Genomic DNA, 25,054 nt, shown 5'->3' with positions numbered 1-25,054 from the left:
TAACTTAACCGTATTGAACTATAAACCTTTATATTGAAGATTATGTGGCGCTTCGATTCATGGCAAATCGCTGACCTTAATCTGCCACATTCAACACTAACTCTATGCTGATTAATCGCAAGAGGATCGTAGACTATGACCGAGACAGTACAGAAACTTAGGCTTGAACTATCTCAGCTATCTATGCAAGAACGTGCAGAGCTTGCTTACTTTTTGATCCACTCTTTAGATCAAGATTTTGACGATAACGCGCAATTTGCTTGGGATGTTGAGTTAACGAGAAGAATGGAAGAGATTAGTAGTGGAACAGTTTATGGTGAACTGTCAGACAAGGTATTCACTGAACTGCGAGAAAAGTACTCGTGAAGCAGATCATTATTCACAGTGAAGCTGAGAGCAGAGCTAGATAATTCAGTCGCCTACTACGAGAGGCAAAAGGCTGGCTTAGGGCTAGATTTATTATCTGAAGTGGAGCAGGCTATTGGCAAAATTCAGCAAAACCCAAGCATAGGAACGCCGTACAAAATTGCCGAGTTGCGTCGCCACGTTCTTCAGTGTTTTCCCTATCTCATCTTCTACGCAGAGTTCGAGGAGTTTATTTGGGTCGTTGCAATAGCTCATGGAAAGCGTAGACCAGATTATTGGAGGAAACGACAGGTTGAATGATACTTTAGAGGACAAAAAATAAACTTATTAATTTATCTTAACTTTTCACAACCGCCGAATTGCAATTTCCAACCCTTCACATACACCGCTAAGAAAATCTAAATTTAAAGTAGCGATCGCATCACTAGCTTTGTGATAATGGGGATTTCGCAAGAATGCCGTATCTGTCACCATCATTGCCGGATAGCCCAAATCCCAAAAAGGGGCATGATCGCTAAGTCTGGTTTGGGGAACTATTAAACCCCGATTCGGCACAGGTAGCCATTGACTAGGTACGCCAGCTTTGCGAATATTACGGCTCATGCCAATTAAGTCAGGCAATGTCCGCAAATTACCAATTAAAGCAATAAAATCGCCTCTGTCTGGGTAGAAGCGTTCCAAAGGAGGGGGGTAACTTTGGGAACCAGGCGTAGAATCGGTATAGCCCAGCATTTCTAGGGAAATCATTAAGCGTAGCTGTTGCTTTTGTTCGTGCAACAAGGCTGCATAATCGGCACTACCCAGTAAGCCGTATTCTTCCATGTCGAAAGCAACTAGCCTTAAAGGATATCTTATAGCTTGGGCAGCAAACTTTCTGGCTAATTCCAGCAACACCGCCACACCGGTGGCATTATCATCAGCCGCTACTGTTCCCGGAACGCCATCATAATGAGCGCCAATTAAAATCGGTGGCAAATCCTTTTTTTGTCGTTGCCCTTGGGAGGGTAAATTTAATATCAAGTTCTTACAAGCTTTACCCCTGACTTCAAAGGTGTGGATTTCCACACTCCCCCATTGGGAAAATTGCTGGCGGATGTATTCTTGGACAAAAAAATGTCCAGCCGTTGCCATGTAAGGATCGCGTTCTCGCGCGATCGCAGCCAGGGAAGTTTGTAATCGCTCTGTTAAATTCAAATGTTTAAAATAGTGGCAATATTAAGGTTTTCAGGCACTCAAACAAGTAAAGCAAGTATTATTAAGAGTGCATTTACAAACTTGCAGATACAGTACATAGAAAGGATAACAAGAATTTAGGCTGCTTGGACATACCAATCATCGTCAATGCTATCCTAGTCTTGCAACTATCTGCTCTAGCTGAACTTCTTAGCTTATTGCCTTAATGATGACTATTATACCATTGAGGTGTTTTCATCCAATAGCACAAAGCTAGAGGTAGTTCTGCCCAATCATAATAAATATATAAGTAAGACACTTTAGGAGAAGAGTAACGCATGGGCAAGGTAGTCGGCATCGACTTGGGTACAACCAACTCAGTAGTCGCCGTTATGGAGGGTGGCAAGCCGGTGGTGATTGCCAATGCAGAAGGAATGCGAACAACCCCCTCCGTAGTTGGCTTCAGCAAAGAAGGCGAAAGGGTAGTTGGGCAAATGGCACGGCGACAAACCGTCCTCAATCCACAAAATACTTTTTTCGCAGTTAAACGCTTCATTGGGCGCAAGTATGGCGAACTTAGTCCAGATTCTAAGCGTGTACCCTACACCATCCGCAAAGACGAAGTAGGCAATATTAAAATTGCCTGTCCCCGGCTCAATAAGGATTTCGCCCCAGAAGAAATTTCGGCAATGGTGCTGAAGAAATTGGCCGACGATGCTAGTCGCTATTTGGGTGAACCAGTAACAGGGGCAGTAATTACAGTACCCGCTTATTTTAACGATTCTCAACGGCAGGCAACCCGCGATGCTGGCAGAATTGCCGGTTTAGAGGTGCTGCGGATTCTCAATGAACCGACTGCTGCATCTTTGGCTTATGGATTAGATCGGGGTGACACGGAAACTATTTTAGTATTTGACTTAGGTGGCGGCACTTTTGACGTATCGATTTTAGAAGTAGGCGATGGGATATTTGAAGTTAAAGCTACCAGTGGAGATACGCAACTTGGTGGTAACGACTTTGACAAAGTAATAGTAGATTGGTTAGCAGAACAGTTTCTGGAAGCCGAAGGGGTAGATTTAAGACGCGAGAGACAATCTTTACAACGTCTGATGGAAGCGGCGGAAAAAGCCAAAATTGAGCTTTCTGCTGTCAGCGTCACCGAAATTAACTTACCTTTTATTGCTGCCGATCAGGAAGGCCCCAAACATCTCGAAACTCGTCTAACGCGTTCTCAATTTGAAGGCTTGTGTGGTGATTTGGTGGGGCGATTGCGGACACCAGTGAAACGCGCCCTCAAGGATGCCGGACTCTCATCCAGAGACATTGAAGAAGTGGTGCTAGTTGGGGGTTCTACACGGATGCCAATGGTGAAGCAGCTAGTACGGGACTTAATTGGCATAGAACCTAACGAAAACGTTAACCCTGATGAAGTAGTGGGAGTGGGTGCAGCAATTCAAGCAGGCATTCTTGCAGGCGAACTTAAAGATGTGCTGCTTTTGGATGTTACACCCCTTTCTATGGGATTGGAAACCATTGGCGGCGTGATGAAAAAACTCATTCCCCGCAACACCACTATCCCAGTTCGTCGTTCTGATATTTTTTCTACGTCCGAAAATAACCAGAATACTGTGGAAATCCACGTAGTCCAGGGCGAACGGGAAATGGCAGCAAACAATAAGTCTTTAGGACGTTTCAAGCTGTACGGGATTCCACCAGCGCCACGAGGAATTCCCCAGATTCAAGTGTCATTTGATATTGATGCTAACGGTATTTTACAGGTAACAGCCTTAGATAGAACCACTGGGCGAGAACAGAGTATCACTATTCAAGGCGCTTCCACCTTGAACGAGTCAGAAGTGAATCGGATGATCCAGGATGCTCAGAAATACGCCGATGTCGATCGCGAACGTAAAGAACGGGTAGAAAAGCGGACTCGTTCAGAGGCGTTGATTTTCCAAGCAGAACGACAGCTTAGAGAAGTAGCACTGGAATTTGGTATGCAGTTTGCCCGAAACCGCCGCCAAAGAATTGATAATATTTGCCGAGACTTAAAAGAGAGTCTTAAGGAAAATAGCGATCGCGGTATTGACCAAGCCTACGCCGATTTGCAAGATGCTCTCTATGAGCTAAATCGGGAAGTCAGGGAAACTTATGCTGAAGATGAAGATGACGACTTGTTTGGTACAATCCGTGACATCTTTACTGGTGATAAAGATAAAGAACGCGACTTTCCCAGAGATACATATCGGGAACGCGACTCATATAGTAGGGACTATGGCAGAGATTACGGTAAAGACTATGGCAAAGACTATAGTCGAGATCGTTCTTCCTCCTATGAAAGCCAAAGCCGTCCGCCACGCAAATCCCGTCCTAGCTACCAAGATAACTGGGATGACGAAGAAGACAATGATTGGTTGTAATACTTTTAATAAAAGCGAAAAGTGAGGAGTGAGGAGTTAAAAATTAAATCTTTCAACTCCTAACTTCTGTACAGACGCGATCAATAGCGTCTCTACTCCTAATTAATCCAAAATTCAAAATCTAAAATTTAAACAACTGACTATGCAAAATTTGTCTAATTTCCGCGATTACTACGAGATTTTGGGAGTATCTAAAGACGCCTCTGGTGAGGAAATTAAAAAGGTTTATCGGCGTTTAGCAAGACAATATCACCCCGATCTCAATCCGGGTAACAAAGAATCTGAGGAAAAATTTAAGGATATTGGCGAGGCTTATGAAGTTCTTTCGGACTCAGCCAAGCGATCGCAGTACGACCAGTTTAGCCGCTACTGGAAACAAAAAGGCTTTGCAGGCAACAAACAGACACCAAAGGCTAAAACCTGGCAGAGTGGCGCTAGCGATCGCAACGGCAATCAAGACGTAGATCCAAGCCAATTCTCTGATTTTGAAAGCTTTATTAATCAAGTTATCGGCGTCAAAAATAAAAATACGGCAAGTAAGTCTAATAATGGCAATAATACTGATCCGTTTCGTTCCCCCAGAACAAAAGTCGCCTACACAGTTAGCACCCCACCTCGCACTACCCGTCGAGACATAGAAGCTAGATTAACGCTCCCACTAGAAAAAGCTTATCAAGGCGGTAATGAACGCATTCGTTTGGAAGATGGGCGATCGCTAGAAGTTACTATGCCTCCAGGTATGGTAACAGGTCAAACTATCCGTTTGCGAAACCAAGGGGTTGGTGGTGGCGATTTATACTTGAAAATTACCGTCACTCCTCATCCATTATTTAAGCTAGATGGTTTAAATATCCTCTGCCAAGTACCAGTTACTCCCACAGAGGCAGTTTTAGGAGGACAGGTAGAAGCACCAACTCTCGATGGCCCTGTAAAAATGACCATCCCTCAAGGAGTTAGGTCTGGTCAAAAATTCCGGCTAGGGAATAAAGGCTACCCCAGCGATGACGGTAAACGTGGCGATCAATTAGTAGAAATTCAAATAGTTACCCCGAAAAATATTAGTCAAGAAGAACGAGAACTGTACGAAAAGTTACGGCAAATTGAAACCTTTAAACCCCGTGCTGATTTACTGAGTTAGAGATGAAATAGCATATCCAGCTATTGACCAAAATAATTTGTAAATAATGATATAAGTTCCTTAATTTATCAATGGAGAAAAAATGTAATCAATATTTTAAGCCCTCTGATTTATTTGTAGGGAGTTAAATATGAATTACGAATTATTTTGACCTCAACCTTCATCTTGAAAAATAGTTTCTATATCTTGTGAGCCGTGCAATATACGTACAATTTCTATACCTTCGTCTATTGGTCGATAAAAAATTAAATAATTTTTTACCGGAAAACTTCGCAAAAAAGGTACTAATTCAGATCGTTCTCTGCCCATTTGGGGAAATTTAGCCAGTTTTGGAAAGCTTTCTCGCAGAGTATCAAAAAGTCTATTAGGAACTTTTAAATTATTTGGCGCTACATATTTCCAGATATTTTCAATATCTTACGCTGCTTGAGTAGAAATCCGAAATCGACTCATAGAGAATCGCTGTCAGCCAATTTTTCCTGCCCTCGTGCTTTAATATTTGCAAAAAAAGCCGAAAGTGACTCGTCATTATATTCAGTATACTGACCGCTCTCAAGTTGCTTAATCCCAATGCCAATCTGAGTGCGTAACGCTTCTAGCTTAAATTTTTCGAGTTCTTCCTCAAGATGAGCGAGTTTATCTATCATCTGCTGAAACGCTTGCGCTTCATGTACCACAACCTCCGCTTTTCCATTTACAGTTAGTACAAGTGGCGACTTTGTGGACTTGATCCGCTCTAGGTAATCCTTGGCATTGCGTTTGAAATCGGTGAGAGTTTGAATATTTTCGAGATTAATTTTGATATCCATCGCATCTAATTCAATGCTTTATAAAATATTTTATCAAATACTTTACCTGCTCTGTCTTCTTCCGGCTTCGCCAATCACAAAGGATTTAGAATATAAAAAATATCTTTGAGCAAGGTGACTCAAACAGCCGTGAATCAAAACGGGGCAATGCCACAAAGCAGTAAACCAACTTATTACTCCCTGCTAGGACTGCATCCCTCGGCATCGGTAATCGACATTCGTCGCGCTTATCGGCAACTGAGCAAACGCTATCATCCTGATACTACAGACTTGCCTACTGCGATCGCCACTCTCAAATTTCAGCAAATCAACGAAGCCTACGCGACCCTTAGCCATCCAGAACGGCGGTTGAGCTACGATTTCAAAATTGGCTATTCTCGCTTTGCGGTGATTCAACCACCTCCTGACTTGAACCATCCCGTCTCGCGTCATGACTGGTCAAAATCAGCTTACCTCGATCCTAGCGATCGCCCCCTCTCATCTGGCGAAATTTTTGCTTTATTTATGCTGGTGTTGACATTTGTAGGTTGTCTGATACTAGCAATTGCCATTGGCTTAACTCGTGGTGAGACTGCGATCCATTCGCCTTTGCTACAGCCAACTCCATCTGTACAACAGCAAATTAACCATGTATTGCAACTAATTACCCCTATAGTAATTAAAAACTAAAAAATTTCCTAATCCAAAATCTCAAATCCAAAATTCCTATGCCTCTTCTTCCCTCTGATACCCCTTTATATAATCATCCCCTGCCACAAATTGAACAGTGGCTAAAAGACCAAGGCTGTCAACAAGACGACACACAGAGGCATTGTTGGCATATACAGCGCCCTAATTGGAAAGCTGAACTATGGCTCGATGTTGAGCAAATCGTAGTGCGATATGTCCAATCTGGCGAAAATGGGCAAGATATCCAACGTTCATTTAAGTATTCTCTCAGTCGGGATGATGTAGAACAAGCGGTGTTTTCTGGGCCATAGATGAAGTGCTAAGTCCAATTCATCGTAAAAATGTGATTGCCAATTTTGTAAGGTATAGCTGACAAAAGCGATCGCTTACAATTAAAGTTACTCCTACTCCGACAAAAATCCATGCAAATCGTTCTGCCACCTGAAGTAGAAGCGCTAGTTCAACGTCAACTCACTAGCGGTAAATATCAGAACGCGATCGCAGTTATTCTTGCGGGCGTAAAACTTCTGGAACAGCAAGAAGACATCTATCAAGGACGGCTGCAAGACTTGCAACAAGAAGCGCGTATTGGGTGGGAAGCATCCGAGCGGGGCGAAGTTGTTGATGGCTCGGTTGCAATGGCTCAAATTCGCGCCAATGTGCAATCGCGCTATGGTGTTTTAGACGAAGCATGACACCACAATTTCGCCTTACCAAACCCGCAATTCAAGATATTGAGCAAATAGCAGATTATATTGCGAGACAATCTGGTTTGGCTCAGGCTGAAGGTTTTTTAAGTAAGCTGGACGCGAAATTTACCCAAATTGCTCAGTTCCCTCGTCTTGGACGATTACGTAATGAAATTTTACCTGGTATCCGTAGCCTCTCAATAGATAATTACCTCATCCTCTACATGCCCATAGAGAAAGATGTGGAGATTTTTCGTGTCGTCAGTGGCTATCGAGATATCAAAGCCCTATTTCACGGCTCTGATTCTTGATTTATACTTTGCCAAATCGCCGTTCGCGTTGTTGGTAGGCACATAAGGCGCGGTGAAACTCAGCCCGGTCAAAATCGGGCCAGAGAGCATCGGTAATGTAAATTTCTCCATAAGCCATTTGCCAGAGAAGGAAATTTGAGAGGCGCATTTCTCCACTGGTGCGAATTAACAAATCTGGATCAGTAATTCCGGCTGTGTACAAGTGGCTCTCAAAGACCTGTTCATTAATTTCATCGGGTTGTAGCAGACCTTGCTGGACTTGTTTGGCGATCGCCTGACAAGCTTGTAATATCTCCTGTCGTCCGCCATAATTAGTTGCTACTGAAAACCGGATACCACCATTATCTTTGGTTGCTTCCATTGAACGGGATATTTCTTGTTGAAGCGATCGGGGCAGAGCCTGCAAATTTCCTACAAACTTAATTTGCACATTCTCTTCGACCATTTCTCGCAGTTCTTGGCGCAAAACTCTTTGAAACAGAGTCATTAAAAAATCCACCTCTTCCTGGGGCCTTTTCCAGTTTTCTGTTGAAAAAGCATAAGCCGTCAGCGCCTGAATTCCCCAATCCTGACAACAGCGAAGTAAATCCTTAAGAGCATCTACTCCGCGCTTATGGCCCATAATCCGAGGTAAACCTTGACGTTTAGCCCATCGACCATTGCCATCCATAATCACCGCAACGTGCTGCGGCAATAGTTCTCGTTTTAAGTCAGTAGGCAAATCTTGCAGTTTAGTTTGTTGTGCTGTCATTTTTTATCTCGAGAAGCGGTCGATGGTAATCTGAGTAAACGTGAAACCAGTGCTAGTGTCTTACTACCTATCTGACGAACAAAACTTAACAGACCAGGAGCTACAGCTTCCCTATCCACGATTGGGGACAAAAGAGCTTCTAATGACTCTTTCAGTTTTCTAATCGTTAGGGGCCTATTTAGGGTTCCCCGTTCTGCTAAGGAAATAGAACCCGTTTCTTCAGACACAACGACACAAATGCAATTTTCGACCCGCTCAGTAATTCCCATTGCCGCCCGGTGGCGTGTTCCCAACTGGCGCGAGGCTGTGCGTCCCGAAAGTGGTAAAATTATACCCGATGAGATGATCCGCGATCCGCGAATCAATGTTGCCCCATCGTGTAACAAAGTCTTCGGCTGAAAAATTGTCTGGATTAGTTCTTTAGAAACCTCCGCATTTAGCTTTACTCCTGGCACAGAAAAATCTCGCTCATCAATTGGCCCTGTGGTTTCCACAATTAGTAAAGCTCCAATACGGTTTTTTGACAATTCTTTAACAGCCTCAACAATTTCATCAATTACACTATCAGATTTGGGGATTGCCAGCCGATCGGGTTGAAACAGCTGGCGGAATTCGCCACGCCCTAATTGCTCTAAAAAACGCCGAAACTCTGACTGTAAAGCAACTGCCATCGCTACAGCACAACCAATTACCAACTTTTCCAATACAAAACTTAGCAGAGGTAGTCCTAGTCGGCCACTTAGTGCGGAGGCTAGCATTAAGATAATGAATCCCCTCACCATCCACAGTGTTCGGCGCTCACTAATAATAACTAGTATCATGTACGTCAGCGCCAGCACTAACACAATATCCAGAGTCCCAAGTAGCAAGGACTGTGACCATCCTAGGTTTATCAGCCATTGCTTCCACCAATCTCTCATGACATCTGGATTACACTTTTGCCTCTAATTACATTTAGTCATTTGTCATTTGTCATTTGTCATTTGTTATTAAACCGCGTCTACTGTGAAAACCGTAGTTTTTTATAATGAGGCTAAAGCTCAAAACTCAAGCCACGACGGAATAATATACTCTCTTTAAAAACCCTAAGTTTCAAAATAGACGGGGTTTAGCTCCTAGCTAATGACCCTTACGGGTGACGCTCCTGCGGACGCTCGATGACTCGCTACCGCTTCGCTAACGCTACCGCTTCGCTAACGCTACCGCTTTGCTAACGCCAGTCACTCATGGGGGAAACCCCCTTGGCGCTAGCCTCTCCCTTTGGGAGAAGACCGTGCTGGCTCACCAATGACCAAGGACTAATGACTAATGACTATTTTTCAGCCTTTCTGGTAGGCGATCTTGTCGAATTAAGTCTTGATAAGTTTCACGTTGCAAAATTAAATTTGCTTCGCCATTCGCCACGACAACTGCTGCCGGTCGGGGCAAGCGGTTGTAGTTAGATGCCATACTGTAATTGTACGCACCAGTTCCCATAACTACGAGAATATCTCCTGGTTCAGTCTTTGGAAGTAGTGCATTCTTAATCAGAATATCTCCTGATTCACAATGTTTACCAGCAATTGTGACTGTTTGGGTTAAAGGTGAAGACATTTTATTGGCAACTACTGCTCGATAAACTGATTGGTATGTAATCGGGCGGGGATTATCAGACATTCCCCCATCGATCGCTACATAGGTACGAATTTCTGGGATAACTTTGGATGAACCAATAGTATAAGCAGTGACGCAAGCTGTGGCAATTAGCGATCGCCCTGGTTCACTCAATAATTTCGGCAAAGGCAGATTTTCGGCTGCACATGCTTCTTGGATTACTTCACAAATCGCCTTCACCCACTCTTCAATACTAGGGGGATCGTCTGATTCTGTATACTTAATCCCTAAGCCGCCACCAACATTTAACTCTGTGATATTTAAACCATACTTCCCGGCATCCCGTAGCCACTGCACCATAACAGCCGCCAAATCTTGATGCGGTTGGCGCTCAAAAATTTGGGAACCAATATGAGCGTGTACTCCTACACAATTAAGGGCAGGTTGTTGACTGACAAAGGTAAAAACTTCATCTAAATCATTGGGATCAAAGCCGAATTTGCTATCTAAGTGTCCCGTGCGAATATATTCGTGCGTGTGACACTCGATACCGGGAGTAAGCCGTAGCATGATGCGGATTGATTGACCAGGTTGGGCAATTTCCACAAGGGTATGCAACTCATACCAGTTATCCGCCACAACGGTAACACCAGACTCGATCGCTAAAATTAATTCTTCACGAGATTTATTATTTCCGTGAAGATAAATTTTACCGGGACTAACACCCGCTTGCAAGGCGGTGTAAAGTTCGCCTCCAGAAACTACATCGATACCCAGTCCAACAGATGCTGCGATCGCACAAACTGCTAAACAATTCCAAGCTTTTGAGGCGTACAATACTTGAGATTCGCCCTTGTAGTATTGCTTGAAAGTATCTCGGTATTGCTGACAAGCCGAGCGCAGGGTTTCTTCATCTAAAATATATAAAGGTGAACCAAACTGCTCAACTAGGGTTGTGATATCACACCCACCAATTTCCAGGGAGTCATGATTATGGACTCTGGCAGTTAAGGGTAAAAGTTCTTGATTAGGCGATGGATTTGCCTTGGTGTCGTGCCTTTGAGGTAAATATTGACTTCCAGAATGTTGAACCCCAGTGGGGTGAGTCGATACCATAACTATAAAAGTTTTCCTTGTTCAAATTACGGGCTTTGAGTTCGTCTCCCGATTCCCAGTGTACAAAGGGTTTGTAACGTTATTCAATAAAATGTGATTTCATTAGACTTAGAAATTAAATTACTGACATTAGAAAATCTCAGTGCCATTCTGGAACTTGATCAAGCTTGTTTTGGCGGACTTTGGACAATGGATGGCTACAAACGAGAATTGGATAGCCCCAACAGCGATATACTCGGTTTATTTTCTACCTCCTCCAGCACAAGTTTGCTAGGAATGGGTTGCTTTTGGTCAATTTTAGATGAAGCTCACATTACAATTTTGGCGGTTCATCCTCAATATCACCGTCAAGGTTTGGGTGCGGCTTTATTATATTCACTCATTAAGACAGCTTGCGATCGCAAAATGGAGCGAGCTACCCTCGAAGTCCGAGCTTCCAACTTGGCGGCAATATCTTTATATCAAAAATTTGGCTTCAAAACAGCTGGACGACGGCGGCGTTACTACCAAGATAACGATGAGGATGCTTTAATCCTTTGGCTCCCAGATTTACAACACCGCAAATTTAAAGCAACTTTAGACCAATGGTATTCCATTGTCAGCGATCGCCTTGAAAAATCTTCTTGGCACTTGCTTTTTAAGTAGGTAGGCGAGAAAATTTATAACTATGTCATTGCAAACGGAGCGTTCGTGCAGCGTCTCGTAGAGAAGCAAACTAAAGTAATCGCAATAATTTTGAATTTTTTACATTTTGTTATATAGTTAAGTTTATTTGTGCCTACCTACTTAGTTGGGCATTATTATATTAATTTTGAATTATTGGGGCTTGCGATCGGCTTCAGCAAAAAAATGTAACTTTGCAGCGCCTATTTTGATTTAAATATTTTATTCAAAAAGCAGGTTATATAAGAGAATAATATATTAATATTTTTTACTTGATCTTAAAAAATATATATGTTAAATATAAATGTTTGGGATTAAGTCAAGAAACCCTTAATGTAAGCAGTGAACTGTCTGTAATAAATCCCAAAAAGGCTGGTGAACTATAGCTCCTCAGTACACTAGCCAGATAAGAGTAGTCAATAGTTAACAATTAGCCCATCAACTAAAGTCATAGCTTCAAGATGTCTATAATCTGTTATACAGGCATCCAAAAGCTTTGCCTGTGCTAAAATCAGCATACCGGCACGACCGCAGATGATGGGATAAAGCCATGTTTGAGCGCTTCACAGAAAAAGCCATTAAGGTAATCATGCTGGCCCAAGAAGAGGCCCGCCGTTTAGGTCACAACTTTGTCGGAACCGAGCAGATCCTCCTGGGTCTGATTGGCGAAGGCACTGGAGTGGCTGCCAAGGTGCTGAAATCAATGGGCGTCAATCTCAAAGATGCCCGAATTGAAGTTGAAAAAATTATAGGACGGGGATCAGGCTTTGTTGCCGTGGAAATTCCGTTTACGCCACGGGCAAAGCGAGTTTTAGAACTCTCCCTAGAAGAAGCACGCCAACTGGGGCACAACTACATTGGCACCGAGCATCTGCTGTTGGGCCTAATCCGCGAAGGGGAAGGCGTCGCAGCCAGAGTGCTAGAAAACCTCGGTGTGGATCTATCTAAGGTAAGAACCCAAGTCATCCGCATGTTGGGAGAAACTGCCGAAGTTTCACCAGGCGGTTCATCCGGGCGCACAAAAACCCCGACTCTGGATGAATTTGGCTCAAACCTGACTCAGATGGCAATAGATAATAAGCTCGATCCAGTGGTGGGACGCGCTAAAGAAATTGAGCGGGTGATTCAGATATTGGGTCGCCGAACTAAAAATAACCCAGTACTGATTGGGGAACCAGGGGTTGGTAAAACTGCGATCGCTGAAGGTTTAGCTTCACGCATTGCCACCAAAGATGTCCCCGACATCCTCGAAGATAAACGCGTCGTCACCTTGGATATTGGTTTGCTCGTAGCAGGAACCAAGTACCGGGGTGAATTTGAAGAACGCTTGAAAAAAATCATGGATGAAATCCGCTCGGCGGGTAATGTCATTCTCGTGATTGATGAGGTACACACCTTAATTGGTGCAGGTGCAGCAGAAGGTGCTATAGACGCAGCAAATATCCTCAAGCCAGCTTTGGCCAGAGGTGAGTTGCAGTGCATCGGCGCTACAACCCTAGATGAATACCGGAAGCACATCGAGCGAGATGCAGCGCTAGAGCGACGTTTCCAGCCAGTAATGGTTGGCGAACCTACAGTAGATGAAACAATCGAAATTTTATATGGTTTGCGCGAACGCTACGAGCAACACCATAAACTGAAAATTTCCGACGAAGCATTGGTAGCGGCGGCGAAATTGTCAGATCGTTACATTAGCGATCGCTACCTCCCAGATAAAGCCATCGACTTAGTTGATGAAGCTGGTTCTAGAGTGCGCTTGATTAACTCCCAACTGCCACCCGCAGCCAAAGAGTTAGACAAAGAACTGCGTCAGATATTAAAAGAAAAAGATGACGCGGTGCGCTCTCAAGACTTCGATAAAGCTGGGGAATTGCGCGATCGCGAAATGGAAATCAAAGCCGAAATCCGGGCGATCGCTCAAAGCAAGACCAATGCAACTGGCACAGAACATGAAGAACCTGTAGTTACAGAAGAAGACATTGCTCACATTGTCGCTTCTTGGACTGGAGTACCGGTGAACAAACTCACCGAATCTGAATCTGAAAAGCTGTTGCACATGGAAGATACCTTGCATCAGCGTTTAATCGGTCAAGACGAAGCTGTGAAAGCAGTTTCACGAGCAATCCGTCGCGCTCGTGTCGGCTTGAAGAATCCCAATCGACCCATAGCTAGCTTTGTCTTCTCTGGGCCTACTGGTGTAGGTAAAACCGAGTTAGCGAAGTCCTTAGCTGCTTACTTCTTCGGTTCTGAAGAAGCGATGATCCGCTTAGATATGTCCGAATACATGGAGCGTCACACCGTCAGCAAGCTGATTGGTTCCCCTCCAGGTTATGTTGGCTATAACGAAGGTGGTCAGCTAACTGAAGCCGTGCGGCGGCGTCCTTACACCGTGGTGTTGTTCGACGAAATCGAAAAAGCCCACCCCGATGTCTTCAACATGCTGCTGCAAATTTTGGAAGACGGTCGGTTAACTGATGCCAAAGGTCGCACGGTGGACTTCAAGAATACCTTGCTGATTTTAACTTCCAATATTGGTTCTAAGGTAATTGAAAAAGGCGGTAGCGGTATCGGCTTTGAATTCTCCGAAGATGCCAGCGAGTCAACTTACAACCGGATTCGCTCTTTGGTTAACGAAGAACTCAAACAGTACTTCCGTCCAGAGTTCCTCAACCGACTCGATGAAATTATCGTCTTCCGTCAGTTGAGCAAGCCTGAAGTGACCCAAATCGCCGAAATTATGCTCAAGGAAGTATTTGGTCGTCTAACTGAAAAGGGTATCACCTTAGAAGTCAGCGATCGCTTCAAGGATCGGTTGATTCAAGAAGGTTACAGTCCCAGCTACGGCGCAAGGCCATTACGTCGGGCAATTATGCGCCTGTTAGAAGATAGCCTAGCAGAAGAAATTCTGTCTGGTCGTATCAAAGATGGCGATACAGCCCTTGTTGATGTAGATGAAAATGGCGTTGTCCAAGTTAGTTCTCAACAGCGTCGGGAATTGTTACCCCAAGGTGTTGAGTAAGATTTAGGGTTTGGGATTTAAATCTCAAATAAAAAATTAGAAAACGGTAGAGCAATAAATACTCTACCGTTTTTTGTGTGAAAATATCTGGAGTTAATGTTGTAAAGTGTAGGACAGGCGATACCTTCTCTGCAAGACGCTGCGCGAACGGTGAGCTTCGCTAACGCCAAAGTTTTCGGTCGCTCTACTAAAGTTAGTTAATGGTTAGAGCATCAAGTTATCCTCGTAAATGTATAACACGAAAACGCAAAATTATTGTAGTGCGGGCATCTTGCCCGCTTTCAATGTACAAATTAAATACGCAACAGCTTATCTATGCTTGAGAGACAAACATGACAGAACAAATACAAACAGAAACAAAAGTTTTCATTAGCTATAGCTGGGACTCAGAAGACCACAAAAACAATGTGTTAGGACTAGCAAATACGTTACGCTCAGAATGGGGGATTAACGCAGAAATAGATAGTTATGTTCGAGCAAAGCCTCCTTATACTCCTGTTCAAGGATGGGATGTTTGGATGTCAGAGCGAATTAAGTGGGCTAAGTTTGTGCTTATGATCTTTACTGAGACATATCAGCGACGATTTGAGGGTAACGAGGAAACTGGAATAGGTTTAGGGGTTTCGTGGGAAGGAACAATTATCAGAAACGACATTTACAAAGCTCAGTTAAGAGACACTAAATTTATCCCAGTTGTATTTTCTCGATCTGACTTGGGTTATGTTTCTTCGGAACTAAATTCCAGAGATACATATATCCTTACTGACGAGAAAAGCTTTAGAGAACTTTGGTATCGTCTTAAAAAACAAAACAGCCTTATACAACCAGAAATTAAAAAAGATGTGTCTCCACCACTCCCTTCTGAACCAGTGTTATTTTCTCCTCATAAACCGCCAGTAAAATCTTTAGAGCAACCGACTCCTGAGATTGAATACCGTGAAAAGGTTGAAGGCTATGTTAACAAGGTTCCACTCTCTGAACCCTATAATGAGATTTCTAATATTAATAAGATTAACTTAGCAAAAATAAGGCAGAGAATAGGGCTAGATACCGAGAAGGCTAAAGCGATTGAAAATGCTGTTCTTCAATTACGTAGCCAACGGCACGAAGAATACAAACAAAACCTACAAGAATATGAGAATCTTCTGAAGGACAATTTAGAAACAGAAGGCTTTTTGAGCGATGACATTCTTTCTGAGTTGAAAGAACTTCAGAATAATTTGGGATTCAGTGATAAGGACGCTGAAGAACTATTACTCTATGCTCAATTAGAGTATTTGCTTAAAAAAGGAGAGTGGATAGAAGCAGATGAAACTACTAAAAATCTATTGTTGAAAGTAGCAAATGTTCAACAAAATTATTTTAATTTAACTGATTTTCAGAGAATTCCATGTAAAGATATACGTAAAATTGATAAACTTTGGACAGATTACAGTAAAGGTCACTTTGGTTACAGCGCACAAATAGATATCTGGCAACAAGTTAATAGGGAACTTCTTGATTTCTTTGTTGCATTGGATTGGGGATATAAAGAAGATCGTCTATTCGTGTATACAGATAATTTTAAATATAATCAACCCCATCGCCCAAAAGGACACCTTCCAGCATTAGTCCTATGGGACGGAGGAAATCACGAAACCCGACAAGCATACATAAACAGAATTCAGCAGTGCTGCAAAGATGTTGTTCTTTAATTGGAGATAATTTCTATAATTGTTTCTCAAAGATAAAAACAATACATCTAATAGAATGCTACCTTTTGCATTCCTATTTCGATGGCAAAGGTACATACATAAGCACCATCGTAATCAGAAAAGTAATCAAATAAGGAAGGTTTGCCCAGGATTTTAGGACACTATCCTTGCTGAAAATTTGCCTGAAAAAATCAGGTGAAGAATCAGGTATAAAAAAGTTTCTTTGTTTAATCTTCATTTGCTCTACCCATTGATAATCTTCGTTAGATGCATAACCTCCAATGATCCGAACTAAGCGATTGAAGTTCTTCCGAAATTCTCTCTCCATGTACAAATAATAGATATCCAGTAAACCGAATAAAGTAAAAGAGATGAATGCCAGGATAAATAAAATAGGGTTTCTATTTTGAAAACCAAATCCAACGATCGCAGCCCAAACCGTTAATCCAAACTTTTTAGCTTCAAGCGAATTGTCTGCCATGCGTTTAATTATAGATTGCAGCATTTCACTTTGTTTAATCAAAAAGTCTCGATCTTCTTTAACCCTTTCCAGATCGTTGCTTGGCATAGTACTGCACTATAACGAGAGCCACTCGATTGTAGAATAAAACTAACTCTCTTGAAAAAGTATCTTTCGCAGCTTAAAGAATCCAATCTGACAAGCCGAGTACTCACACATTTCTAGATAATTAAAGGGATGCCATTCGTTTCTACCAATGGACTCCAAATAAGTTCCATCCTCTTGAGCCTTATCCGGCACTATACCTGTAACATCTATATAATACAAATAACAGACTTCATTCACCTGAGTACCAACGATATACTTCCCTAAAGGTAAAACCTGAACCCTATATCCTGTCTCTTCATAGACCTCTCGAATGGCAGCGGCTTCTGGTGATTCCCCTTCATCCAATGCACCTGTAATCGGGCAGGGAAAAAGCTTTAGTCTTCCATTTACCTCTTGATTATCAATACAGAGATGCTGGTGTCGAATTAGAACATCATACTGTCCCGGATTTTCGCCGCTCTTTCTCAAAAGAAATACCGCAACTGAATCCTTACCATTTCGTTCCAAATATTGAAATCCTTTAGAAGATTCCCTAACAGCAATCCACTGGGTGCTAAAGATGACTCTATCAGTATTCATTGGCTATATTCCGGTACTTCATTTATTCAAATGTCTACTTTACTATGGGGAGATAAAAATCAATGCAGACGACCAATACCACGTCATCCCCCGCACAAGACCGAGTGAAGAATAACTGGGAATTTACAGAAGTATGGATAGATCCAATGTTATCTCCTCCATATATTCTTTTATTGCTTTGCAACAGTGAAGATAACTGTCAAGTTTATGATCCGGCGCAGGGTTATAAAATTGTATTTTCTAGTAATGACTATAATGCAGCCAAGTTATGGTTACTAGAAGATGAGTATGAACCAATTGAAGGAAGGCTTTTCGCTACGGAATTAGTCTAAGTTACTAGAAAGAATATCACCGCATGATTGACGCTGGCATTTTGAGCGATCGCAAGGTTGAACTACTCAAATCAAAGTAACCAAACTTCCATTGCAGAATCTGGGGTAAAATATCGCCTTACAGTCTTTGAGATTATTATCCCGATTTTAGATATGCGTCTATTCCGAGAAAAAGAATGGTTATTTAGCCTACTGATAATATCTCTAGTTCTATGGCTGATATGTTTGGGAAACTCCCCTTTACGAGATTGGGATGAAGGCACTGTAGCACAGGTAGCCCGTGAAATTTGGCGTGCCCCATTTGGTTCAATGCGTTGGCTTTACCCCACCTTGGGAGGTGAACCTTATCATAATAAGCCACCACTGATGCACTTACTAATTGCTTGGACTTACTCTATCGGAGGCGTGAATGAGTGGACAACACGTCTACCGGGTGCAGTGTTAACTGCTTTGGGTGTACCTTTGCTTTACTCGGTGGGATGTTTGCTTTTTAACGAAAGTTTACCAGCTTTGTTTGCCGCTTTAGTTTACTTGACAATGTTGCCTGTGGTGCGTCACGGAAGGCTAGCAATGCTAGATGGTGCAACTATTACCTTTTTTTTGCTGTTGTTGTTTTGTTTGCTAAAAGCACGTCAGAATCGTTGGTATGCTCTCGGTGTGGGATTTTGTCTAGGGTTAATAACTCTAACTAAAGGGATGATGGTTTTGCCGCTAGGAGCGATCGCTTGTTTATTTCTCATTGCAGATCGGCAATTTGCTTTGTTAAAAAGCCCCTATTTATTAGTGGGAATGTTTTTAGGAAATGCGCCTGTGATCGCTTGGTTTGTTGCTCAATGGCAACATTATGGCGAAAACTTCTTCCAAGTGAATTTTCAAGCACAAACCTTTAATCGCCTTACACAATCTGTTGAAGGTCATAGTGGGCCTATCTGGTACTATTTAATTGAGATAATTAAGTATAGTTTTCCTTGGCTATTATTTTTGCCGGGAGGTTTTTATCTAGCTTGCAAAAAACGTCATACTACCTGGAGTCGCCTAATTATTATTGGTACAATCGTTTACTTAGGAACTATCTCTTTAATGAGAACTAAGCTCCCTTGGTATGTTATGCCTATATATCCATTTTTAGCTTTGGCAATTGGTGCTAAACTTAGCGATATTTGGCAGGATGGTCATTTTAAGGGACGAATGACAATATTTCTAGCTATTATTTCTATTGCTGGTTTAGGAGGTTGTGTTTACTTTTTTATTGAAAAAGAACCTATTTTAATAGTCATGAGTATTGTTTTAGCAATAAGTATGGGCATCGCAGCATGGCTAGTTAAACAGCGCGATCGCAACTTTATTCCAGTATTATTTTCTGGGATATACTTAGTTTTAGCACTGTTGATGAGTTCGCAATCATGGATTTGGGAATTGAATGAAGCTTTTCCTGTTAAACCAGTAGCGGAATTAATTCGGGCAAATGTTTCACCCGGAACACAAATTTATACTTCTTTTGCTTATGATCGTCCTAGTTTAGACTTTTACAGCGATTGCAAGGTAACTGCTGCAACTGTGCCAGTTTTACAAAAAATGTTATCTAATAAATCTTATTTGCTATTAGACAATGATGCTTTACAGCAAATAAATTTAACAGGTAGTAAAATTATAGGAGCAGCTAATGGATTTACACTGCTTATCAAAAATTAATTATCCCAAAAGCCATAGATACCCAACTTATTAAATAAGTTAGGGATCTTATTATTGCTAAACCACCAATGAATGGAATGATATTAATCAATCTAAGCTATCCAAATATCGCGGGCAAATCGAATTTGCAAATAGATAAATGAACTTGTATTAGCTGTTATAAAGCTATGAGCCTTCGTTTGTTATTTGAACTGTGGATTGACTAGATTGGGCTAGATAAATACCCAATAAAACTACAGCGAAAGTTGCCCAATCAAACAAACCTACCTGTTCTGAAAAAATAAACCAAGCAAAAATGGAAGACAGGACTGGATTGAGGAGAAGGGTAACTGCGACAATGCCTGATGAGAGTCTGCTGAGGCTATAAGTTATAAGCCCCTGACCCAACACTTGGCAAAAGAGAGCTTGAAAAATGATGAAAAACCAACCCATCCAAGAATAGGGAAACAATCTCTCCTCGATAAATGGGAGGATAGGTAACATAAACATTGTAGTCACACCGCAGCGCCAGAGCATTATGGTTGCGGTAGTAAATCGGGTTTGCAGTTGTTCTATTAGCAGCAAATAGGTGGCAATAAAAACGGCGGTTAAAAATGCTAGCGCATCACCAAGTATTTGGTCAGTTGCAAATTGCATCTTATGAAGTTCAAAGGCGATCGCTCCCCCCAACGCTATCACCAAACCAATAACAAATCTGTTATCGAAGCGCCGACCTAATAACAGATACCCAGCCGCAGCAACAAATAAAGGGTTCAAATTAGAAAGTAAAGCCACGTTAGCAACACTAGTTTGACTCAGCGACCAAGCCCACAACAATAGGGAGGTAGTTGCAGCAGTTCCCATTGCTAATAACAGCCACACGTCCTGTTTTGTAAAAGGCTTCTGTTCTATAGGTTGACAATCAGATTGTTTGCGACGCAAAACCTCAAGCCCATTCCACAGACCAAAGACGACTGCGGCCATCCAACTGCGATGAAATCCTACAGCATTTGCACCAATTTCTTGTTGGCACAATTTTGCTAGAGATGGTGCCAAAGATATGGGAATTAGGGCAACAAATAATGAGATAGCTCCTAATAAAGCTGGTGTTTCAGAGAATTGTTGCTTTAGTAATGACAGTTTGAGCGTCATACTTTTAACGAAAGTGTTAACTATAGTTTTGACTGATTCCTGAAACGACAAATTAAGAGTAGCTTGGCTAGATATGGCTAAGTATAAACCTATTAAAACTACAGCAAAACCTACCCAATTTGAGAAAGTTAATTTTTCCGAAAATATTACCAGAGCGAAAATGCCACTAAATACTGGCTCTAACAGATGCACCAAGGAGACAACCACAGAAGAAAACTTGGCAAGGCTATAGGTCAAAAGCCCATGACCTAAAACTTGGCAGACTACGGCTAGAGAAATCACCCAAAGCCACCCATTGATTGTAGAGGGGAAAACCTGATCTTGAGTGAACAAAAGTATGGGTAAAATGACTAAAGCCGCGATCGCACTGATCCACAACTGGATTATCGCGGGAGAAAATTTAGTTCGTAATTTTTCTACAATTAGCAGGTATCCACTTAAGAAAACCGCAGAAACGATCGCAGCAAAACCCCCGTGAACTTCATTTATGGCGATTTGCAGTTCCTCAAATTCAATAGCGATCGCTCCCCCAAGCGCAATAACCATTCCAATTAGGAATCGCCTCTCAAAACCCTGACGAAATAACAGCCACACCCCTAAGCTAGTAAATATAGGAGCGAGGTTATGCAACACACTAGAAATCGCAACGCTAGTTTGAGTCAGCGACCAAGCCAAAAAGCCTAAAGTGGCAGCCCAAAAAATACCAGCGCCTAGCAATAGGCAAAGATCCTGACTGGTGTAGGTTTGCTGTTCTCCAGGTTTTTCTAAAGAAAATCGCTGCCGTATTGCCTTGTATCCCTGCCAAAGCAAAAAGACCACACTAGCAAGCCAAAAGCGATTAAATACAGTGGCACTGGGGCTGAGTTCAATTTCGCTCAATTTCATAAAAATAGAGCCAAAAGAAATGGCACCTACACCTACAAATAATGAAGCGATCGCTATCTTCGTTTGATTGGATACATTCATTAGGAAATTTAAATATATGGATCAAACCCTCTAACCAACCCAGCGCTCTTGGGCAAATCCTACAGCTATTTTGGCTAGTATTGTCACAAAAGCCCCCAATATTAAATATCCCTGACGAGGATGGCGAGATAGCAGCACACCAATGGCTATATTCAGAGGCACTATACCATAGGCAAGGCGGCTCAAAGAGATAGTACCTCCAGAAGCTAACAGCAAACCAATACCGCAAAAACCATAAATAACTGTAACTGCGGTCAGTTGCGTGTGTAAGCGCCATAACACATAGCCACCACCCAAGACCATGAACAAGTTGAGCAAGTTATTGATCCACTCTTCACTTGCCAGAATCAACAAAAATAAGAGTAAAGCATAAAAGCCATAAAATAATTTTACAGAACTAAAACGTTGACGGAAACGCCATAAAAGATAGCCACTGCCAACGATCGCACCAAACAACAACAGATACCAGGGGTCTGGAATGCCGCCAGAGGGGTTTTGAACCCAACCAAATTGCCAATTATTTGTGCCGACTACAATTTGCATGAACATATTTAACCAACCCTGCCAATCAAACCCCAAAGTTGGCCGCCATCCCCGTTGTGCTTCGATAAAAGCTAAAGGATTGCCAAAATAAATCGCACAATACAAACTGAATAGAAGTATGCCAATAGCGGTACTAAAACCAGCTATATAGGCAATGAGTGGTCGGCGTTCTTTCCACGCTGCGATCGCAAATGCTGGAATTAATGCCATACCTGTAGGACGTGTTGCTGTCGCCATCGCGCCCCAAAGGGCAGTCCAGCCATACTGCTTTTGATCAAACGACCGCAAAGCCGCCGTACTCAAAAACAAATACAGCCCTTCTGTGTAAATCACCCCCGTAAACATGGAAGATGGATACAAAGAAACTACAGCAGTCGTCCATTGCGCTGCATTGATGCCATGATTCTCTTTAATCCAAAAGTACAAACAGTAAAGGGCTGCGAAAAATGCCAAGTTGTTGACTAACGTACCTGCTAATTCAAACGGCAAGCCCAGTTTCATCAAAACCCAAATGCTTAAGGGAAACAGGGGAAAAAAGGCCAGATTGTGTTGCTTGCCATCATTGACAAATTCATATCCAGAAGTAGCGATCGCTCGGTAATGCATACTATCCCATGCATCAACAACCCCCCAGCCAAAATGGGGCAAAAATTCTTCTGTTGGTAACGGTAGTTTTGGTGCAATCAGCAACATAGCAGTCCAAATGAAGATTCGGCTGGCAAGCCATATTGCTGCTGGAAATAGGAAATCATTTTTCCATAAAACTTTTTTTCTAACTATCTGAACTTTAACCATAATCCTGAATACTTCAACAAACTCCTTTACGCATCCTTTTACATATACCTGCAAAATAGCAATTTATGAATAACATTTTGCATATTACATCTTCTAGCAACATCATTCACCAACTAGACAGATTACTAATTAATTGAAATCTTTGTTTTATTCGGTTGATGCTTAAGAGGCTTGCTGCAACTTTTGAGATGTCAAATCGGTTCTCTAATCTAGATGCAAAAATGTAAATAATTTTATCCTTTTCAACAAGGATATGTTAAGACAATACCAGATAATTGCACTACCAGCATTATGCCCATAGATTTACGAGAATTTTATCAGGCTAGCGATCCCAGCAGAACTCTGTTTGTCAACCATAGCTCTGATAGCAAATATTACATAGATTTTTCCTCAGTACGAGGTGGTGATATTCTTGGCAAGCTGAAACAGAAAATTACTTTTTTTAAGCCCAATGAACCCACTTGCACGTTATTTACTGGGCATATTGGTTGTGGGAAATCGACAGAACTATTACGGTTACAAGCAGAACTGGAAAAATTAGGCTTCCATGTGGTCTATTTTGAGTCCAGTGACGATTTGGAAATGACCGATGTCGATATTGCTGATGTGCTGCTAGCGATCGCTCGGCGGGTGAGTCAAAGTCTGGATAAAATTACTCTGGAGTCACCTAACAAGTTTAATGAGTTGCTGCAAGGTGCTTGGAAGGTCTTAAACTCCGAGGTGACGGCGGCAAAAGTAAAGGTTCCGGTGCTTGGTGATGTCGGTTTATCCGCAGAAAAAGAAAAGCTTTCTCTGTCTGTGGGGATTGGTGAAATCACTAGCAAAATGAAAAATGACCCAACCCTGCGAGAAAAACTCAATCAGTATTTAGCACCGCAAAAAACTAAACTGCTAGAAGCGATTAATCAAGAATTATTAGAACCTGCGATCGCTAAACTCAAACAGCAGGGTAAAAATGGTCTGGTGGTAATTGTCGATAATCTTGACCGCATAGATAATCGTGTCAAACCTTGGGGTCGTCCACAACAGGAATATTTATTTGTCGATCAAGGTGAGTTTTTGACGAAGCTGAATTGTCATCTCATCTACACCATGCCCTTGTCTTTGAAGTTTTCCAATGATTACGGAATGCTAACTCAGCGTTTCCCAGAAGACCCCAAAGTGTTGCCAATGGTACCTGTACAAAAGACTGATGGCAGTGTTCATACACAGGGAATGGCACTCATGCAGCAGATGGTATTAGCTAGAGCTTTTCCTGATATAACACCAGAGGAGCGTTTAAATAAAGTTACCGAAATTTTTGATAATGCTGCTAGCCTAGAACGCTTGTGTAAAATGAGCGGTGGTCATGTGCGGGATGTGCTGAGGCTGCTAAACACCTGGATTATGGAAGAGATGAGTCTTCCCTTAACCCGTGAAACCTTAGAGCAAGTTATTCGTTCTCGGCGGAATGAAATCATGTTGCCAATTTCTGAAGATGAGTGGCAATTGTTACGTCATGTCAAGGAAAGGAAAAAGGTGAGTGATGACCACGGATATCAAAAACTGATTCGTAGTCGGTTTGTGTTTGAATATCGGGATAGTGGCGAGACTTGGTTTGATGTGAATCCGATTTTGGCTGAGGCCAGAGAGTTGCAGTGAGGAATCAGGTAGTGTATAGACAAGTTGAATTACCCCCCTTAATCCCCCCTTATAAAGGGGGGAAACAGGAAATCTCTTTCCCTCCCCTTTATAAGGGGAGGGTTAGGGTGGGGTAAAACCCAGATTCGTAATTTCAGAACAGGAGGAAATATGAAAACAATCCCAGAGTTAAAGACTCGTATTCAAGAACTCAGTAAACAAGCTGTTCAATTTAGTAGAAAAGCATCTGAAGTGTGTTTAAGTGACCGTCAGCAAGCCAAGTATTTTAGACAGCAAGCAAGAGAAGCTAGCAAACGTACTCAAGTATTGATACAGGAGTTAAAACGCCAGGAAGTTTAACTTGTAATCTTTAATTCTTCCTTTGCCTCCTACACTTTAGATTTACGTCAGCTTATG

26 protein-coding genes are annotated in these 25,054 nt (G+C 42.2%); 16 read left to right on the top strand and 10 right to left on the bottom strand.

The genetic code is table 11. The annotated features are described in order from the left end of the window. Nucleotides 1-135 precede the first annotated feature (135 nt). Together RMZ43_RS26190 and RMZ43_RS26185 are read left to right on the top strand one after the other, a co-directional pair. Nucleotides 136-366 carry an addiction module protein gene (locus tag RMZ43_RS26190; protein WP_322648255.1) on the top strand — a complete coding sequence of 77 codons (231 nt, stop codon included), beginning with the start codon at nt 136-138 and terminating at the stop codon, nt 364-366. 18 nt (nt 367-384) lie between these two features. Next, nucleotides 385-666: a type II toxin-antitoxin system RelE/ParE family toxin gene (locus RMZ43_RS26185; RefSeq protein WP_322652583.1), complete on the top strand. Its 282-nt coding sequence runs from the start codon at nt 385-387 to the stop codon at nt 664-666. Nucleotides 667-711: 45 nt separating this feature from the next. Here RMZ43_RS26185 and RMZ43_RS26180 read toward each other — a convergent pair whose 3' ends face one another. Beyond that, nucleotides 712-1,560 (bottom strand): M28 family peptidase, encoded by an 849-nt coding sequence (locus RMZ43_RS26180; protein ID WP_322652584.1) that lies wholly within the window; start codon nt 1,558-1,560, stop codon nt 712-714. A 317-nt stretch (nt 1,561-1,877) separates the two neighbouring features. Here RMZ43_RS26180 and dnaK point away from each other — a divergent pair, with 317 nt between their 5' ends. Together dnaK and RMZ43_RS26170 are read left to right on the top strand one after the other, a co-directional pair. Then, nucleotides 1,878-3,959: a molecular chaperone DnaK gene (dnaK, locus tag RMZ43_RS26175; protein WP_322652585.1), complete on the top strand. Its 2,082-nt coding sequence runs from the start codon at nt 1,878-1,880 to the stop codon at nt 3,957-3,959. Nucleotides 3,960-4,101: 142 nt separating this feature from the next. Then, the gene (locus RMZ43_RS26170; RefSeq protein WP_322648259.1) at nt 4,102-5,097 is read left to right on the top strand and encodes a J domain-containing protein; all 996 of its coding nucleotides are present in this window, start codon (nt 4,102-4,104) and stop codon (nt 5,095-5,097) included. Between the two features lie 153 nt (nt 5,098-5,250). Here the strand turns inward: RMZ43_RS26170 and RMZ43_RS26165 are convergent, their stop codons facing one another. Together RMZ43_RS26165 and RMZ43_RS26160 are read right to left on the bottom strand one after the other, a co-directional pair. Next, nucleotides 5,251-5,502, bottom strand: a complete 252-nt coding sequence (locus RMZ43_RS26165) for a type II toxin-antitoxin system RelE/ParE family toxin (RefSeq protein ID WP_428850930.1) — start codon at nt 5,500-5,502, stop codon at nt 5,251-5,253. Between the two features lie 44 nt (nt 5,503-5,546). Further along, entirely contained in the window at nt 5,547-5,906 is a 360-nt protein-coding gene (locus tag RMZ43_RS26160; protein ID WP_322648260.1) for a type II toxin-antitoxin system Phd/YefM family antitoxin, read from the bottom strand. A gap of 147 nt (nt 5,907-6,053) precedes the next feature. Here RMZ43_RS26160 and RMZ43_RS26155 point away from each other — a divergent pair, with 147 nt between their 5' ends. The 4 genes from RMZ43_RS26155 (at nt 6,054) to RMZ43_RS26140 (ending at nt 7,575) form a co-directional block, all read left to right on the top strand. Beyond that, nucleotides 6,054-6,575: a J domain-containing protein gene (locus RMZ43_RS26155; protein ID WP_322648286.1), complete on the top strand. Its 522-nt coding sequence runs from the start codon at nt 6,054-6,056 to the stop codon at nt 6,573-6,575. Between the two features lie 38 nt (nt 6,576-6,613). After that, nucleotides 6,614-6,886 (top strand): DUF3143 domain-containing protein, encoded by a 273-nt coding sequence (locus tag RMZ43_RS26150; RefSeq protein ID WP_322648261.1) that lies wholly within the window; start codon nt 6,614-6,616, stop codon nt 6,884-6,886. A gap of 111 nt (nt 6,887-6,997) precedes the next feature. Beyond that, the gene (locus RMZ43_RS26145; RefSeq protein ID WP_322652586.1) at nt 6,998-7,270 is read left to right on the top strand and encodes a ribbon-helix-helix domain-containing protein; all 273 of its coding nucleotides are present in this window, start codon (nt 6,998-7,000) and stop codon (nt 7,268-7,270) included. Further along, complete coding sequence (locus tag RMZ43_RS26140; protein WP_322648263.1) at nt 7,267-7,575, top strand: type II toxin-antitoxin system RelE/ParE family toxin; 309 nt, start codon at nt 7,267-7,269, stop codon at nt 7,573-7,575. Before RMZ43_RS26145 ends, RMZ43_RS26140 begins: the two co-directional genes overlap by 4 nt. Nucleotide 7,576: 1 nt before the next feature. On the opposite strand, the gene RMZ43_RS26135 is transcribed toward RMZ43_RS26140, so the two are convergent. From RMZ43_RS26135 to lysA, 3 genes are all read right to left on the bottom strand, one after another. After that, entirely contained in the window at nt 7,577-8,326 is a 750-nt protein-coding gene (locus tag RMZ43_RS26135; protein WP_322648264.1) for an isoprenyl transferase, read from the bottom strand. Then, nucleotides 8,323-9,246 carry a diadenylate cyclase CdaA gene (gene cdaA, locus RMZ43_RS26130; RefSeq protein WP_322648265.1) on the bottom strand — a complete coding sequence of 308 codons (924 nt, stop codon included), beginning with the start codon at nt 9,244-9,246 and terminating at the stop codon, nt 8,323-8,325. The genes RMZ43_RS26135 and cdaA overlap by 4 nt, the downstream gene beginning before the upstream one ends. 385 nt (nt 9,247-9,631) lie before the next feature. Next, nucleotides 9,632-11,035, bottom strand: coding sequence for a diaminopimelate decarboxylase (lysA, locus tag RMZ43_RS26125; protein ID WP_322648266.1), 1,404 nt, complete (start codon nt 11,033-11,035; stop codon nt 9,632-9,634). 93 nt (nt 11,036-11,128) lie between these two features. Between lysA and rimI the strand changes: the two genes are divergently transcribed. The 3 genes from rimI to RMZ43_RS26110 all read left to right on the top strand — a co-directional run bounded on the left by rimI (nt 11,129) and on the right by RMZ43_RS26110 (nt 16,411). Further along, nucleotides 11,129-11,680, top strand: coding sequence for a ribosomal protein S18-alanine N-acetyltransferase (gene rimI / locus RMZ43_RS26120; RefSeq protein WP_322648267.1), 552 nt, complete (start codon nt 11,129-11,131; stop codon nt 11,678-11,680). 568 nt (nt 11,681-12,248) lie between these two features. Beyond that, nucleotides 12,249-14,717, top strand: a complete 2,469-nt coding sequence (locus RMZ43_RS26115) for an ATP-dependent Clp protease ATP-binding subunit (protein WP_322648268.1) — start codon at nt 12,249-12,251, stop codon at nt 14,715-14,717. 332 nt (nt 14,718-15,049) lie between these two features. Then, nucleotides 15,050-16,411, top strand: a complete 1,362-nt coding sequence (locus tag RMZ43_RS26110; protein WP_322652587.1) for a GUN4 domain-containing protein — start codon at nt 15,050-15,052, stop codon at nt 16,409-16,411. A 73-nt stretch (nt 16,412-16,484) separates the two neighbouring features. On the opposite strand, the gene RMZ43_RS26105 is transcribed toward RMZ43_RS26110, so the two are convergent. Beyond that, nucleotides 16,485-16,979, bottom strand: a complete 495-nt coding sequence (locus tag RMZ43_RS26105) for a hypothetical protein (RefSeq protein WP_322652588.1) — start codon at nt 16,977-16,979, stop codon at nt 16,485-16,487. Nucleotides 16,980-17,021: 42 nt separating this feature from the next. Continuing rightward, complete coding sequence (locus RMZ43_RS26100; protein WP_322648271.1) at nt 17,022-17,558, bottom strand: NUDIX hydrolase; 537 nt, start codon at nt 17,556-17,558, stop codon at nt 17,022-17,024. On the opposite strand from RMZ43_RS26100, the gene RMZ43_RS26095 reads away from it, so the two are divergent. The 3 genes from RMZ43_RS26095 to RMZ43_RS26085 all read left to right on the top strand — a co-directional run bounded on the left by RMZ43_RS26095 (nt 17,539) and on the right by RMZ43_RS26085 (nt 19,582). After that, complete coding sequence (locus tag RMZ43_RS26095) at nt 17,539-17,673, top strand: DUF6972 family protein (protein ID WP_416212068.1); 135 nt, start codon at nt 17,539-17,541, stop codon at nt 17,671-17,673. The two genes, RMZ43_RS26100 and RMZ43_RS26095, sit on opposite strands and share 20 nt — an antisense overlap. After that, the gene (locus tag RMZ43_RS26090) at nt 17,621-17,890 is read left to right on the top strand and encodes a hypothetical protein (protein WP_322648272.1); all 270 of its coding nucleotides are present in this window, start codon (nt 17,621-17,623) and stop codon (nt 17,888-17,890) included. Before RMZ43_RS26095 ends, RMZ43_RS26090 begins: the two co-directional genes overlap by 53 nt. A 153-nt stretch (nt 17,891-18,043) precedes the next feature. Then, the gene (locus RMZ43_RS26085) at nt 18,044-19,582 is read left to right on the top strand and encodes an ArnT family glycosyltransferase (RefSeq protein ID WP_322652615.1); all 1,539 of its coding nucleotides are present in this window, start codon (nt 18,044-18,046) and stop codon (nt 19,580-19,582) included. Between the two features lie 165 nt (nt 19,583-19,747). On the opposite strand, the gene RMZ43_RS26080 is transcribed toward RMZ43_RS26085, so the two are convergent. Both RMZ43_RS26080 and RMZ43_RS26075 read right to left on the bottom strand, forming a co-directional pair. Continuing rightward, nucleotides 19,748-21,679: a DMT family transporter gene (locus RMZ43_RS26080; protein WP_322652589.1), complete on the bottom strand. Its 1,932-nt coding sequence runs from the start codon at nt 21,677-21,679 to the stop codon at nt 19,748-19,750. Nucleotides 21,680-21,709: 30 nt separating this feature from the next. Further along, nucleotides 21,710-23,017 carry a mannosyltransferase family protein gene (locus RMZ43_RS26075; protein WP_322652590.1) on the bottom strand — a complete coding sequence of 436 codons (1,308 nt, stop codon included), beginning with the start codon at nt 23,015-23,017 and terminating at the stop codon, nt 21,710-21,712. Nucleotides 23,018-23,308: 291 nt separating this feature from the next. On the opposite strand from RMZ43_RS26075, the gene RMZ43_RS26070 reads away from it, so the two are divergent. Together RMZ43_RS26070 and RMZ43_RS26065 are read left to right on the top strand one after the other, a co-directional pair. Next, the gene (locus tag RMZ43_RS26070; protein ID WP_322652591.1) at nt 23,309-24,658 is read left to right on the top strand and encodes a P-loop NTPase fold protein; all 1,350 of its coding nucleotides are present in this window, start codon (nt 23,309-23,311) and stop codon (nt 24,656-24,658) included. Nucleotides 24,659-24,808: 150 nt separating this feature from the next. After that, complete coding sequence (locus RMZ43_RS26065; protein WP_322648276.1) at nt 24,809-24,997, top strand: hypothetical protein; 189 nt, start codon at nt 24,809-24,811, stop codon at nt 24,995-24,997. Nucleotides 24,998-25,054 lie beyond the last annotated feature (57 nt).

The sequence above is a fragment of the Nostoc sp. CmiVER01 genome, from assembly GCF_034531135.2.
Taxonomy (GTDB): Bacteria; Cyanobacteriota; Cyanobacteriia; order Cyanobacteriales; family Nostocaceae; genus Nostoc.
The sequence above is the reverse complement of the archived record's forward strand: the minus strand, read 5'-3'. Positions and strand labels throughout refer to the sequence as shown.